This window comes from Rhodanobacter sp. FW101-FHT13A11, from assembly GCF_058790335.1.
On record NZ_JBYTCN010000012.1, the window covers coordinates 83,479 to 98,094 of the forward strand.

Annotated in this window: 11 protein-coding genes and 1 tRNA gene; all 12 read right to left on the minus strand. The window is 65.1% G+C overall.

The window, feature by feature from the left end; genetic code table 11:
• Nucleotides 1-20: 20 nt before the first annotated feature.
• A complete protein-coding gene (rpsG, locus tag AC3WRN_RS13790; RefSeq protein ID WP_007514548.1) occupies nucleotides 21-488 on the minus strand; it encodes a 30S ribosomal protein S7 in 468 nt (155 codons plus the stop codon).
• 12 nt (nucleotides 489-500) lie between these two features.
• Entirely contained in the window at nucleotides 501-875 is a 375-nt protein-coding gene (gene rpsL / locus AC3WRN_RS13795; RefSeq protein WP_007083021.1) for a 30S ribosomal protein S12, read from the minus strand.
• A gap of 177 nt (nucleotides 876-1,052) precedes the next feature.
• Nucleotides 1,053-5,267 carry a DNA-directed RNA polymerase subunit beta' gene (gene rpoC, locus AC3WRN_RS13800; RefSeq protein WP_068095074.1) on the minus strand — a complete coding sequence of 1,405 codons (4,215 nt, stop codon included), beginning with the start codon at nucleotides 5,265-5,267 and terminating at the stop codon, nucleotides 1,053-1,055.
• Nucleotides 5,268-5,292: 25 nt separating this feature from the next.
• The gene (gene rpoB, locus AC3WRN_RS13805) at nucleotides 5,293-9,456 is read right to left on the minus strand and encodes a DNA-directed RNA polymerase subunit beta (protein WP_492623388.1); all 4,164 of its coding nucleotides are present in this window, start codon (nucleotides 9,454-9,456) and stop codon (nucleotides 5,293-5,295) included.
• 351 nt (nucleotides 9,457-9,807) lie between these two features.
• Entirely contained in the window at nucleotides 9,808-10,179 is a 372-nt protein-coding gene (rplL, locus tag AC3WRN_RS13810) for a 50S ribosomal protein L7/L12 (RefSeq protein ID WP_068095068.1), read from the minus strand.
• 49 nt (nucleotides 10,180-10,228) lie between these two features.
• Nucleotides 10,229-10,762 carry a 50S ribosomal protein L10 gene (gene rplJ, locus AC3WRN_RS13815; protein WP_068095065.1) on the minus strand — a complete coding sequence of 178 codons (534 nt, stop codon included), beginning with the start codon at nucleotides 10,760-10,762 and terminating at the stop codon, nucleotides 10,229-10,231.
• Nucleotides 10,763-11,107: 345 nt separating this feature from the next.
• Complete coding sequence (gene rplA, locus AC3WRN_RS13820) at nucleotides 11,108-11,815, minus strand: 50S ribosomal protein L1 (protein ID WP_068095061.1); 708 nt, start codon at nucleotides 11,813-11,815, stop codon at nucleotides 11,108-11,110.
• A 3-nt stretch (nucleotides 11,816-11,818) separates the two neighbouring features.
• Entirely contained in the window at nucleotides 11,819-12,247 is a 429-nt protein-coding gene (gene rplK, locus AC3WRN_RS13825) for a 50S ribosomal protein L11 (protein ID WP_068095058.1), read from the minus strand.
• Nucleotides 12,248-12,460: 213 nt separating this feature from the next.
• Nucleotides 12,461-13,021, minus strand: coding sequence for a transcription termination/antitermination protein NusG (nusG, locus tag AC3WRN_RS13830; RefSeq protein ID WP_068095080.1), 561 nt, complete (start codon nucleotides 13,019-13,021; stop codon nucleotides 12,461-12,463).
• Between the two features lie 7 nt (nucleotides 13,022-13,028).
• On the minus strand, nucleotides 13,029-13,424 hold the full coding sequence (gene secE, locus AC3WRN_RS13835) for a preprotein translocase subunit SecE (RefSeq protein WP_492623386.1): 396 nt from the start codon (nucleotides 13,422-13,424) through the stop codon (nucleotides 13,029-13,031).
• An 82-nt stretch (nucleotides 13,425-13,506) separates the two neighbouring features.
• Nucleotides 13,507-13,582: transfer RNA gene (locus AC3WRN_RS13840), tRNA-Trp, on the minus strand.
• A 254-nt stretch (nucleotides 13,583-13,836) separates the two neighbouring features.
• Nucleotides 13,837-14,616: elongation factor Tu (locus AC3WRN_RS13845; RefSeq protein ID WP_492623387.1), on the minus strand; the 780-nt coding region annotated here is incomplete at its 5' end.

A 14,616-nucleotide genomic window follows, 5' to 3' on the forward strand; every position in this document is an offset into this window, starting at 1 on the left:
GGCGGCAAGGCAAAACCCGATTACCAGCGGTAGTGCGAGAAGGCCTTGTTGGCTTCCGCCATGCGATGCGTCTCTTCACGCTTCTTGGCGGCGCCGCCGCGGCTCTCGGAAGCTTCCAGCAGCTCGGCCGCCAGCTTGCGCGGCATCGACGTCTCGCCACGCTTGCGGGCGGCATCGATGACCCAGCGCATTGCCAGCGCCATGCGGCGACCCGGACGCACTTCGACCGGCACCTGGTAGGTGGCGCCGCCGACACGACGGGACTTCACCTCGACCGCCGGAGCGATGTTGTTGAGCGCCTTCTCCACCAGGGCTACCGGCTCGGCGTTCTTCTCGCCGATATGCTGCAGCGCACCGTAAACGATGCTCTCGGCGACGGACTTCTTGCCGCTCTTCATCACCATGTTGATGAAGCGGGCGATCAGCTGGCTGCCGTGCTTGGGATCCGGCAGGACCAGACGGGCGGGATGTGAACCTTTACGCGACATGTTTCGAGTCCTTTACTTCTTCGGGCGCTTGGCGCCGTACTTCGAGCGCGATTGGCGACGCTTGGTGACACCGGCGCAGTCGAGGCTGCCGCGCACCGTGTGGTAACGCACACCGGGCAGATCCTTGACGCGGCCGCCGCGGATCAGCACCACCGAGTGCTCCTGCAGGTTGTGGCCTTCGCCACCGATATAGCTGATGACCTCGAAGCCATTGGTCAGGCGCACCTTGGCAACCTTGCGCAGGGCCGAGTTCGGCTTCTTCGGGGTGGTCGTGTAAACGCGCGTGCAGACGCCACGACGCTGCGGGCTGCTCTGCAGGGCAGGCGACCCGCTCTTGTAGGTCTTGGGGCTGCGGTTTTTGCGCACCAACTGGTTGACTGTCGTCATGCGAAGCTGTTCCTGAAAACATAAAGGCAGCCCGAATAAGCTCGGTCTGCCAAGAAGCGGGAATTTAACATGAGCAGCCCGCCATAGGCAAGCCAATGCTCAGCCGTCCTGGACCCGAACACGAGGTGCGTCCCTGCACCTCATTTCGTATGTCAGCGAGCGAAGCCCTGAACGGGCTTACTCGACACCGTTTTCACTTCCGACCGGAGCCTCGGCGAACGAAACCGCAGACGCGGAACCGGAAAGGGTCTCCAGCTCCGTGGCGGTCAAACCGCCCTGGCGACGACGCGATGCGTGGTACGCCAGACCCGTACCTGCCGGAATAAGACGGCCGACGATAACATTTTCCTTCAGGCCACGCAAGGTGTCGCGGGTGCCACGAACCGCCGCCTCGGTGAGGACGCGGGTGGTTTCCTGGAACGAGGCCGCCGAGATGAACGACTCGGTCGCCAGCGATGCCTTGGTGATGCCCAGCAGCACCGACTGGTACTCGGCGGCACGCTCGCCCTTGCCCACCGCACGCTCGTTCTCGGCATTGATACGCACGCGCTCGACCTGCTCGCCGCGCAGGTAGTGGCTCTCGCCCGGCTCGGTGATCTCGACCTTGCGCAGCATCTGGCGAATGATCGCCTCGATGTGCTTGTCGTTGATCTTCACGCCCTGCAGGCGGTATACGTCCTGGATCTCCTTGACCAGGTACGTGGCCAGCGGCTCCACGCCCAGCAGGCGCAGGATGTCATGCGGATTCGGCTCGCCGTCGACGACGGTCTCGCCCTTCTCCACGTGCTCGCCCTCGAACACGATGACCTGGCGCCACTTCGGGATCAGCTCCTCGTGCTCGTTGCCGTCGGCATCCTTGATGATCAGGCGCTGCTTGCCCTTGGTGTCCTTGCCGAAGCTGACGATGCCGGAGCGCTCGGCCAGGATCGCCGGCTCCTTCGGCTTGCGCGCCTCGAACAGGTCGGCCACGCGCGGCAGACCGCCGGTGATATCGCGGGTCTTCGAGGTTTCCTGCGGGATACGCGCGATGACGTCGCCCACTCCCACTTCGGCACCGTTCTGGATCGACACGATCGCGCCGGCCGGCAGGAAGTACTGCGCGGCGATGTCGGTACCCGGCAGCTTCAGCTCGCGACCCTTGGCATCTTCCAGGCGCACGATCGGACGCAGGTCCTTCGCCTGCGCGCCGCGACGCTTCGGATCGGTGACCACCGCCGACTCCAGGCCGGTCAGCTCGTCGGTCTGGCTCTGCACGGTGACGCCATCGAGGAAGTCGATGAAGCGCACCACGCCGGCCACCTCGGTGACGATCGGATGGGTGTGCGGATCCCAGTTCGCCACGGCCTGGCCCGGCTTGACCGGTGCGCCGTCCTTGACCGCGATGATGGCGCCGTACGGCACCTTGTAGCGCTCGCGCTCGCGGCCGCTGGAGTCGATCACGCTCAGTTCGCCCGAACGCGACACCGCCACCAGATGGCCCTGCTTGTGCTGCACCGACTTCAGGTTGTTGAACTTCAGCGAACCGGTGGTCTTCACCGTCACGTTGTCCACCGCCGCCGCACGCGAAGCCGCGCCGCCGATATGGAACGTGCGCATGGTCAGCTGGGTGCCCGGCTCGCCGATCGACTGCGCGGCGACCACGCCCACGGCCTCGCCCATGTTGACCAGGTGGCCGCGGGCCAGGTCGCGGCCGTAGCACAGCTTGCACACGCCGTGTTCGGCTTCGCAGGTGATCGGCGAACGCACCTTGATGATCTGCACGCCGGCCTTGTCGAGCTTCTCGACCAGGGCTTCATTGAGGAGGGTGTCGCGGGTGACGATCGGCTGGTCGTCGTCGCCGGGGGCATAGACGTCCTCGACCACCACACGGCCCAGCACCCGGTCGCGCAACGGCTCGACCACGTCGCCGCCCTCGACGATCGGCTGCATGGTGACGCCGTCCTCGGTGCCGCAGTCGTCCATGGTGATGACCACGTCCTGCGCCACGTCGACCAGGCGGCGGGTCAGGTAGCCGGAGTTCGCGGTCTTCAGCGCGGTGTCCGCCAGGCCCTTGCGCGCGCCGTGGGTCGAGTTGAAGTACTGCAGCACGTTCAGGCCTTCGCGGAAGTTGGCCTTGATCGGGGTCTCGATGATCGAGCCGTCCGGACGCGCCATCAGGCCGCGCATGCCGGCCAGCTGGCGGATCTGCGCCACGGAACCGCGCGCGCCGGAATCGGCCATGATGTACAGCGAGTTCATCGACTTCTGGCTGACCGTGTTGCCGTCGGCATCGACCACCTTCTCGGTGCCGATGCCGTCGATCATCGCCTTGGCCACCAGCTCGCTGGTGCGCGACCAGATGTCGACCACCTTGTTGTAGCGCTCGCCGGCGGTGACCAGGCCCGACTGGTACTGCTGCTGGATCTCGACGACTTCCTTCTCGGCCTCGTCGAGGATGGTCTTCTTCTCGCTCGGGATCAGCATGTCGTCGATGCCGATCGAGATGCCCGCGCGCGTGGCGAACCGGTAGCCGGTGTACATCAGCTTGTCGGCGAACACCACGGTTTCCTTCAGGCCCAGCAGACGATAGCTGGAGTTGATCAGGCGCGAGATGTTCTTCTTGGTCAGCTCGGTGTTGGCCAGCTCGAACGGCAGGCCTTCCGGCAGGATCTCCGCCAGCAGCGCACGGCCGACAGTGGTGTCGACGATCTTCGTCTCATGGGTGCGGGTGCCGTCTTCGGCGATGTGCACCAGCTTCAGGCGCACCTTGACCTTGGCGTGCAGTTCGACCGCACGGTTGTCATAGGCGCGGCGTGCCTCGGCAATGCCGGAGAACACCATGCCGGTGCCCTTGACGTTGATCAGCTCGCGGGTCATGTAATACAGACCCAGCACCACGTCCTGGGTCGGCACGATGATCGGCTCGCCGTTGGCGGGGCTGAGGATGTTGTTGGACGACATCATCAGCGTGCGCGCTTCCAGCTGCGCCTCGATCGACAGCGGCACATGGACGGCCATCTGGTCGCCGTCGAAGTCGGCGTTGAATGCCGTACAGACGAGCGGGTGCAGCTGGATCGCCTTGCCTTCGATGAGCTTCGGCTCGAACGCCTGGATACCGAGGCGGTGCAGGGTCGGCGCACGGTTCAGCAGCACCGGATGCTCGCGGATCACCTCTTCGAGGATGTCCCACACCTGGGCCTCTTCGCGCTCGACCAGCTTCTTCGCCGCCTTGATGGTGGTGGCTTCGCCACGCGCCTGCAGCTTGGCGAAGATGAACGGCTTGAACAGTTCCAGCGCCATCTTCTTGGGCAGACCGCACTGGTGCAGGCGCAGGGTCGGACCGACCACGATCACCGATCGGCCGGAGTAATCCACGCGCTTGCCGAGCAGGTTCTGGCGGAAGCGGCCCTGCTTGCCCTTGATCATGTCGGCCAGCGACTTCAGCGCGCGCTTGTTGGTGCCGGTGATGGCACGGCCGCGGCGGCCGTTGTCGAGCAGCGCATCGACCGACTCCTGCAGCATGCGCTTCTCGTTGCGCACGATGATGTCGGGCGCATTGAGCTCGAGCAGCCGCTTCAGGCGGTTGTTGCGGTTGATGACGCGGCGATACAAATCGTTCAGGTCGGAAGTGGCGAAGCGGCCACCGTCCAGCGGCACCAGCGGACGCAGGTCCGGCGGCAGCACGGGCAGTACGGTCAGCACCATCCACTCCGGCTTGTTGCCGGATTCCAGGAACGCCTCGATCAGCTTCACGCGCTTGGTGAGGCGCTTCAGCTTGGTCTCGGAATTGGTCGAGCCGATCTCTTCCTTCAGGCGGATGACTTCGCCCGGCAGGTCGAGCGACTTCAGCAGGTGGTACACCGCCTCGGCGCCCATCCGCGCGTCGAACTCGTCACCGTGTTCCTCGGTGGCTTCCAGGTACTGGTCTTCGCTGAGCAGCTGGCCGCGCTCGAGCGCGGTCATGCCCGGATCGATCACCACGAAGGCCTCGAAGTACAGGATGCGCTCGATGTCGCGCAGGGTCATATCCAGCATCAGGCCGATGCGCGAAGGCAGCGACTTGAGGAACCAGATGTGTGCGGTCGGGCTGGCCAGCTCGATGTGGCCCATGCGCTCACGACGCACCTTGGCCAGCGTCACTTCCGTGCCGCACTTCTCGCACACCACGCCGCGGTGCTTCATGCGCTTGTACTTGCCGCACAGGCACTCGTAGTCCTTCACCGGCCCGAAGATCGCGGCGCAGAACAGGCCGTCACGCTCCGGCTTGAAGGTGCGGTAGTTGATGGTTTCCGGCTTCTTCACTTCGCCGTAGGACCACGAGCGGATCAGCTCCGGCGAGGCGAGCGCGATCTTGATCGCGTCGAAATCCGGCGTCGCGCGCTGCTGGTTGAACAGGTTGAGCAGGTCTTTCATTCGAAATCTCCGGTGACTGCGCGGATCACTTGATCTCTTCCAGATCGATGTCGATGGCGAGCGAGCGGATTTCCTTCACCAGCACGTTGAAGGACTCCGGCATGCCCGCGGACATCTCGTGGTTGCCGTCGACAATGTTCTTGTACATCTGGTTGCGGCCCTGCACGTCGTCGGACTTCACCGTCAGCATTTCCTGCAGGGTGTAGGCCGCGCCGTAGGCTTCCAGCGCCCACACTTCCATCTCGCCGAAGCGCTGGCCGCCGAACTGAGCCTTGCCGCCCAGCGGCTGCTGGGTGACCAGCGAGTACGGACCGGTGGAGCGCGCGTGCATCTTGTCGTCGACCAGGTGGTTGAGCTTCAGGTAATGCATGTAGCCCACCGTGACCGGGCGATCGAACGCCTCGCCGGTGCGGCCGTCGAACAGCACGGTCTGGCCGGATTCCGGCAGGTCGGCCAGCTTCAGCATCGCCTTGATCTCGGTCTCCTCGGCGCCGTCGAACACCGGCGTGGCCATCGGCACGCCTTCCTGCAGGTTGTTCGCCAGCGCCAGGATCTCGGCGTCGGTGAGCGACTTCAGGTCGACGTGCTGCACCGCGCCGGCGACGTGGTTGTTGTAGATCTGGTCGAGGAACTTGCGGATCTCGGCCACCTTCTCCTGCGCCTCGATCATCTTCTGGATCTTCTTGCCCAGACCCTTGGCGGCCCATCCCAGGTGCACTTCCAGGATCTGCCCGATGTTCATGCGCGAAGGCACGCCCAGCGGGTTCAGCACGATGTCGACCGGCACGCCGTCGGCGGAGTACGGCATGTCCTCCACCGGCACCACGTTGGAGACCACGCCCTTGTTGCCGTGGCGGCCGGCCATCTTGTCGCCCGGCTGGATGCGGCGCTTCACGGCCAGGAACACCTTGACCATCTTCAGCACGCCCGGCGCGAGGTCGTCGCCCTGGGTGATCTTGCCCTGCTTCTCCTTGAAGCGCTTGTCGAACTCTTCCTTGTGGCGCTTGATCTGGTCGGCCGCGCGCTCGAGGAACTCGCTGACGTCCTCGTCCTTGACGTTGATCTTGAACCAGTCGTCCTTCTTCAGGCCGTCGAGGTAGGCGTCGGTGATCTCGGCGCCGCGCTTGAGGCCGCCCGGGCCGCTCATCGCGGACTTGCCGACCAGCTGGGTGCGCATGCGGCTGTAGATCGCGCCTTCGAGGATGCGGAACTGGTCGTCCAGGTCCTTGCGGATCCGCTTGACCTCGGTTTCCTCGATCTGCTTGGCGCGCTTGTCCTTCTCGATGCCGTCGCGGGTGAACACCTGCACGTCGATGACGGTGCCGTCCATGCCCGGCGGCACGCGCAGCGAGCTGTCCTTCACATCGGACGCCTTCTCGCCGAAGATCGCGCGCAGCAGCTTCTCTTCCGGCGTGAGCTGGCTCTCGCCCTTCGGCGTGACCTTGCCGACCATGATGTCGCCGGCCTTCACTTCCGCACCGATGTACACGATACCGGACTCGTCGAGGCGCGCCAGCGCCTGCTCGCCCACGTTCGGGATGTCGGCGGTGATTTCCTCGGCGCCCAGCTTGGTGTCGCGCGCGATGCACGACAGCTCCTCGATGTGGATCGAGGTGTAGCGGTCTTCCTGCACGACGCGCTCGGAGAGCAGGATCGAGTCTTCGAAGTTGTAGCCGTTCCACGGCATGAACGCGATCAGCATGTTCTGGCCGAGCGCGAGCTCGCCCAGGTCGGTCGACGAACCGTCGGCCAGCGTGTCGCCCTTCGCCACCACGTCGCCCACGTTCACCAACGGACGCTGGTTGAGGTTGGTGTTCTGGTTGGAGCGGGTGTACTTGGTCAGCGTGTAGATGTCGACGCCGGCATCGTTGTCGCCGACCTCCACTTCATTGACGCGCACCACGATGCGGGCCGCGTCGACCTGGTCGATCACGCCGCCGCGCTTGGCGGAGACAATGACGCCCGAATCGCGCGCCACGGCACGCTCGATGCCGGTGCCCACCAGCGGGGTCTGCGAACGCAGGGTCGGCACGGCCTGGCGCTGCATGTTCGCGCCCATCAGCGCGCGGTTCGCGTCGTCGTGTTCCAGGAACGGCACCAGTGCCGCTGCGACCGACACGGTCTGCATCGGCGAGACGTCCATGTAGTCGACCTCGGACGCCGGGCGCAGCTCGGATTCGCCGCGGAAACGGCAGGACACGAAGTCCTCGAGGAACGCGCCGTGCTTGTCCAGCGGCGAGTTCGCCTGGGCGATCACGTGGTCGCCCTCCTCGATCGCGGAGAGGTAGTCGACCTTGTCGGTGACCTTGCCGTTGGCGACCTTGCGGTACGGCGTCTCGAGGAAGCCGTAGGCATTGGTGCGGGCATAAACGGCCAGCGAGTTGATCAGGCCGATGTTCGGGCCTTCCGGCGTCTCGATGGTGCAGACGCGGCCGTAATGGGTCGGGTGCACGTCGCGCACCTCGAAGCCGGCGCGCTCGCGGGTCAGGCCGCCCGGGCCGAGGGCCGAGACACGGCGCTTGTGCGTCACTTCCGACAGCGGGTTGTTCTGGTCCATGAACTGCGACAGCTGCGAGGAGCCGAAGAACTCCTTCACCGCCGCCGCCACGGGCTTGGCGTTGATCAGGTCCTGCGGGGTGAGGCCGTCGGCCTCGGCCAGCGACAGGCGCTCGCGCACGGCGCGCTCCACGCGCACCAGGCCGATGCGGAAGGTGTTCTCGGCCATCTCGCCGACCGAGCGCACGCGACGGTTGCCCAGGTGGTCGATGTCGTCCACGGTGCCATGGCCGTTCTTGATGTCGATCAGCACCTTCAGCACGTCGAGGATGTCGGAGCTGTCGCCCTGCGAGGCCACCAGCGCCTGCGCCTCGTCTTCCTTGCGCTCGCCGAAGTACTTGTGGTCGTACAGCACGCCCGGGCCGACGATCTCCTGGCGGCCGACGCGGCGGTTGAACTTCATGCGGCCGACCGAGGACAGGTCGTAGCGGTCGAAGGTGAAGAACAGGTTGAAGAACAGGTTCTGCGCGGCATCCTTGGTCGGCGGCTCACCCGGACGCATCATGCGATAGATCTCCACCAGCGCCTCCAGCGGCGTCTTGGTGTTGTCGATGCGCAGGGTGTGCGAGATGTAGGCGCCGCGGTCGAGATCGTTCACGTAGAGCGTGGGCAGGCGCTCGATGCCGGCCTTGCGGAAGGCCTCCATCTGCTCGGCGGTGATCTCGTCGTTGGCCGAGGCCAGCAGCTCGCCGGTCTTCGAGTCGACGATGTCGATCGCCAGGATGCGGCCGACCGGATAGTCGTCCGGCACTTCCAGCGCGGTGATGTTCTCGGCCGCCAGCTGGCGCACGTGGCGCGCGGTGATGCGCTTGCCGGCTTCCACCAGCACCTTGCCGCCGATCGCGAGGTCGAAGCTCAGCGTCTCGCCGCGCAGGCGCTCGGCGACCAGCTCCAGCGTGGTGCCGCCCTTCTTGCCCAGGTGGAACACGTTGTGCTCGAAGAAGATGGCCAGCATCTCCTCGTTGCTGTAGCCGAGCGCGCGCAGCAGCACCGTCACCGGCAGCTTGCGGCGACGGTCGATGCGGGTGAACAGCGCGTCCTTCGGGTCGAACTCGAAGTCCAGCCAGGAGCCGCGGTAGGGGATCACGCGGGCGGAGAACAGCAGCTTGCCCGAGCTGTGCGTCTTGCCGCGGTCGTGGTCGAAGAACACGCCCGGCGAACGGTGCAGCTGCGAGACGATCACGCGCTCGGTGCCGTTGATGATGAAGGTGCCGGTGTCGGTCATGAGCGGGATCTCGCCCATGTAGACCTCCTGCTCCTTGACGTACTTCACGGCCTTCTTGGACGCCGGGCTGTCCTTGTCGTAGATGACCAGGCGCACGGTGACGCGCAGCGGCGCGCCGAAGGTCATGCCGCGGTTGCGGCACTCGCGTTCGTCGAACGCCGGCTCGCCGAGACGGTAGTCGACGTATTCCAGCGCCGCATTGCCCGAGTAGCTGGTAATCGGGAACACCGATTTCAACGCGGCATGCAAACCCTTGTCGCCACGCTGCTTCGGCGCGACGTGCTCCTGCAGGAACTCCCGGTAGGAATCAGTCTGGATGGTCAGCAGGTTCGGCACGCCCAGTACGGGCGGACGCTTGCCAAAGTCCTTGCGGATGCGTTTCTTCTCGGTAAACGAGTAGGCCATGATCGGTAGCGCCTCGGTTCGCAGTGACGCCGGTGGTGCACACACCGGCTGAATGGATAATTTGTCTTGTCGGGGGAGGGCTCCTGCCCTTCCCCGACACCGCGAGTCCGGCACATGTCCGGACTCGCTCCCCACCCATCAGGCAACCGCGCTTGATGGGTGGGCGAGCCATCCTTGGCTCGCCGCGAGATGTTTTCGACACCTCACCGGGATTTGGGAATCGAGAATGCGGAATCGACAGGCGATTTCCCATTCTCCATTCCCCTTTCCCGCCTAAGCAGGCAAAGCCCGGGGGCTCGCGCCCCCAGGCTTGCTTGACGCAAAGATCAAACTGATGGCGCGCAAGGGCGCCGATTACTTCAGTTCGACCGTAGCGCCGGCAGCTTCGAGTTCCTTCTTGAACTTCTCGGCATCTTCCTTCGACACGGCTTCCTTCAGGACCCCGCCGGCCTCGGTGAGGTCCTTGGCTTCCTTCAGGCCCAGGCCGGTGATGGCGCGGACGGCCTTGATCACGTCGACCTTCTTGGCGCCGGCGGTCTTCAGGATCACGTCGAACTCGGTCTGCGCCTCGGCAGCCGGGGCGGCAGCGGCCGGGCCGGCGGCCACGGCGACCGGGGCGGCGGCGGACACGCCAAACTTCTCTTCGATGGCCTTCACCAGGTCCATCACTTCCATCAGCGACTTCGCGGCGACGGCTTCAACGATCTGTTCGTTGGTCAGGGACATTTGTTTTTACCTCTGGGGTGGATTCGATATGTTGAGTAGACGTCGAAACTCAGGCGGGCTCGGCTTCGGCCGGCGCTTCGGCGGTGGTTTCGCCACCACCCTGCTTGTCGGCGACAGCCTTGACGGCGCGGGCGAACATCGTGGCCGGCTCGGCCAGCACGCGGGCCAGCATGGTCAGCGCCTGTTCGCGGGTCGGCAGCGAGGCCAGCACGTCGACGTGCGAGGCCGGCAGCAGCTTGCCTTCGACCGAGACGAGCTTCGCCTTCAGCTTGTCGTTGCCCTTGGCGAATTCCTTGATCAGACGCCCGGCTGCGCCGGGTTCTTCCGTCGAGAATGCGTACAGCAACGGACCGACCAGGGCGTCCTTGACGACCTCGAATTCGGTACCGGCCATGGCGCGCGACGCCAGCGTGTTCTTGACAACCCTCAAGTACACGCCGGATTCGCGGGCCTTCTTGCGCATCGCGGTCATCTGTTCGACCGTGGTGCCCGCATACTCGGCAGCGACCAGGGAGTGGGCCTTCGCGGCAACTTCTGCCAGTTCGGCGACTACTTCTTGCTTCTGAGACAGATTGAGAGCCATTGCACTCCTCCAAATGAACTCCGCTCACGGCTCCTGCCGCTTGCGGTCCTGGGCGACGCCGTCCATGACGTCGGGGACGCCGGGGTCCCGGGTGTTGGCCTTTCCAGAACACATCGAACATTCCAGATCGGGCAGCACCATCTGCGCAGGCCGGACCGACGGGCGATCCGATTAAGCGTTCCCGCTGGCGACGAGGGCGACTCCATGCCGGTACGAGCTCCCTGCCCGCCTTCGTCGCGCGCTGAGCGCGCCTGCGGTCTTTGACAGCGGCCCCGGCCGCCGAAACGGCCGGGGCTGCCCTCAAAAACTGCCCGCACCGGCAACCGCCGATGCGGGACTTGATACTTACTTGGCGGCCAAAGCCAGCGACGAGGTGTCGACGGCCACGCCGACGCCCATGGTGCTGGACAGCGCCACCTTCTGCAGGAACTGGCCCTTCGCGGTGGACGGCTTGGCCTTCAGCAGGTCGGCGATCAGCGCGTTGAGGTTGTCCGCGAGCTGCTCGGCCTCGAAGTTCGCCTTGCCGATGGTGGCGTGGATGATGCCCGCCTTGTCGTTGCGGAACTTCACCTGGCCGGCCTTGGCGTTCTTCACCGCGGTGGCGACGTCGGCGGTGACCGAGCCGTCCTTCGGGTTCGGCATCAGGCCGCGCGGGCCGAGCAGTTGGCCCAGCTTGCCGACCACGCGCATCGCGTCCGGCGTGGCGATCACCCGACCGAAGTCCAGCTCACCACCCTGCATGCGCTCGGCCAGGTCGTCCATGCCGACGGCATCGGCGCCGGCGGCCTTGGCGGCCTCGGCCTTCTCGCCCGGCGGGCAGAACACGGCGACCTTGACGGTCTTGCCGGTGCCGTGCGGCAGCAGCGAGGAGCCGCGCACGCCCTGGTCCGACTTCTTCGCGTCGATGCCCAGACGCACGGCCACGTCCACCGACTCGGCGAACTTCGCCTTGGCGTTGGCCTTGACGATCTTCAGGGCCTCGTCCAGGGCATAGAACTTGCCCGGCTGCACCGCGGCCTGGGCGGCCTTCATACGCTTCGTGATCTTTGCCATGTCTTAGCCCTCCACCGTCAGGCCCATGCTGCGGGCGCTACCGGCAATGGTGCGCACCGCGGCGTCGAGGTCGGCAGCCGTCAGGTCCGGCTCCTTCTGCTTCGCAATATCTTCCAGCTGCTTGCGGGTGACCTTGCCGACCTTGTCGGTGTTCGGCTTCGACGAACCCTTGCCGACGCCGGTGGCCTTCTTCAGAAGGATCGTGGCGGGCGGGGTCTTGGTGATGAAGGTGAAGCTGCGGTCGGAGTACGCCGTGATGATGGTCGGGATCGGCAGACCCGGCTCCATCTTCTGCGTGGCGGCATTGAACGCCTTGCAGAACTCCATGATGTTCAGGCCGCGCTGGCCGAGGGCGGGACCCACCGGCGGCGACGGGTTGGCCTGGCCGGCCTTGACCTGCAGCTTGATGTAACCGACGACTTTCTTTGCCATTGGATTTTCCTCGCGAGTCCGGACGCCTTGCGGCTCCTCGCTGTTCACCGGTCCCTGGATGGAAGGAAGATCCGCGTCCTGCGGATCCGAAACGCGGGCACGCCGGATCGAAAAAGACCCAGCGTGAACCGCGCAGTATAGAGATTTGCCGGCTTATCAGCAAGCCCCGTGCCAAGGCCTGCTGAACCGGGTGACCGGGCCGCCCCGGCCGACTCAGGCCTTCTCGACCTGGCCGAACTCCAGCTCGACCGGGGTCGAGCGACCGAAGATCAGCACCGCCACGCGCAGGCGGCTCTTTTCGTAGTTGACTTCCTCGACCACGCCGTTGAAATCGTTGAACGGGCCTTCGGTGACGCGCACCATCTCGCCCGGCTCGAACAGCACCTTGGGCTTGGGCTTCTCGACGCCTTCGCGCACGCGACTGAGGATGGCGTCGGCCTCGCTGTCCTTGATCGGCAGCGGGCGGTCGGCGGTACCGCCGATGAAACCCATCACCTTCGGGGTTTCCTTGATCAGATGCCAGCACTCGTCATCGATCCGCAGCGCCTTGCCTTCGGTGCCCGTCTCGATCTGCACCAGCACGTAGCCCGGGAAGAACTTGCGATCGCTGCGGCGCTTCTGGCCGCCACGCATCTCGATCACTTCCTCGGTCGGCACCAGCACTTCGCCGAACTTTTCCTCCATCGAGGCGCGCTTGATGCGCTCCTCGAGGGAGCGCTTCACCTGGTTCTCAAAGCCCGAATAGGCGTGCACCACGTACCAGCGCTTGCTCATGCTCACCTCAGCCACCCAGCTTCAGCAGCCAGTCGAGAATGACCGACTTCAGGATCAGGTCGATAAGACCCAACAACAGCGACAGCACGATCACCACCAGGATGATGATGCCGGTCGTCTTGATCGTCTCGTCGCGGGTCGGCCAGACCACCTTGCGCATTTCGAACTGCGACTCGGCGATGAAGTTCCGCACCCGCCGACCCGGCGCGGTGAACGTGGCGATCGCCAGCGCGACCACCAGCGCGGCCAGCACGCCCAGCAGGCGCACCGACGAGGAAATGCTGCCATCCCGGCCGAACCAGGAATAGGCAAAGATACCGGCAGCCAGCACCAGCCCCGCCAGTACCAGCTTGCCGATGTCGGCGGCGTTCGTGCCCTTGGGCTGTTCTGCCTTGGTATTCATGCACTAGTGACCAGGTACCAGCAGCACGCCTGCCTCTCACGGCCGGCCTTGCCACCGCCACCCGTCTCGATCCTCGGGGAAGTGGCACGCCAGGAGGGACTCGAACCCCCAACCTGCGGTTTTGGAGACCGCTGCTCTGCCAATTGAGCTACTGGCGTACATGGCTTGAACTTCAAACACGACGACGAGCGGCTTGAATCCGCTCGCCCCGTGAACTTTACTTCAGCCATCCTCCATGATGGCAAGGATCAACCCGGCATCCATGCCGGACTTCTCGCAATTTATTTCAGCCATCCTCCCTGATGGCAAAGATCGGACCGGCATCCTGCCGGACTTCTCGCATTTGTTTCAGCCATCCTCCATGATGGCAAAGATCGGACCGGCATCCTGCCGGACTTCTCGCTGAAGCAGCTTACTTGATGACCTTGGCCACCACGCCGGCGCCGACGGTACGGCCGCCTTCGCGAATCGCGAATCGCAGGCCCTCGTCCATCGCGATCGGGTGGATCAGGCTCACCACCATCTTCACGTTGTCGCCCGGCATCACCATTTCCACCCCTTCCGGCAGCGTCACCGCACCCGTCACGTCCGTCGTGCGGAAGTAGAACTGCGGCCGGTAACCCTTGAAGAACGGCGTATGACGGCCACCCTCGTCCTTCGACAGCACGTACACCTCGGCCTCGAAGTCGGTGTGCGGGGTGATCGTGCCCGGCTTGGCCAGCACCTGGCCACGCTCCACGTCGTCACGCTTCAGGCCACGCAGCAGCAGGCCCGCGTTATCGCCCGCCTGGCCCTGGTCCAGCAGCTTGCGGAACATTTCCACGCCGGTCACCGTGGTCTTCTGCGTGTCGCGGATGCCGACCACTTCGATTTCGTCGCCCACCTTGATCACGCCGCGCTCGATACGGCCGGTCACCACCGTGCCGCGCCCCGAGATCGAGAACACGTCTTCCACCGGCATCAGGAACGGCTTGTCGATCGCCCGCACCGGCTCCGGAATGTAGCTGTCCAGCGCATCCACCAGCTTGATGATCGCCGGCACGCCGATTTCCGACTGGTCACCCTCCAGCGCCTTCAGCGCCGAACCGTGGATGATCGGCGTGTCGTCGCCCGGAAAGTCGTACTTGGAGAGCAGCTCGCGCACTTCCATCTCGACCAGCTCGAGCAGCTCCGCGTCATCGACCATGTCCGC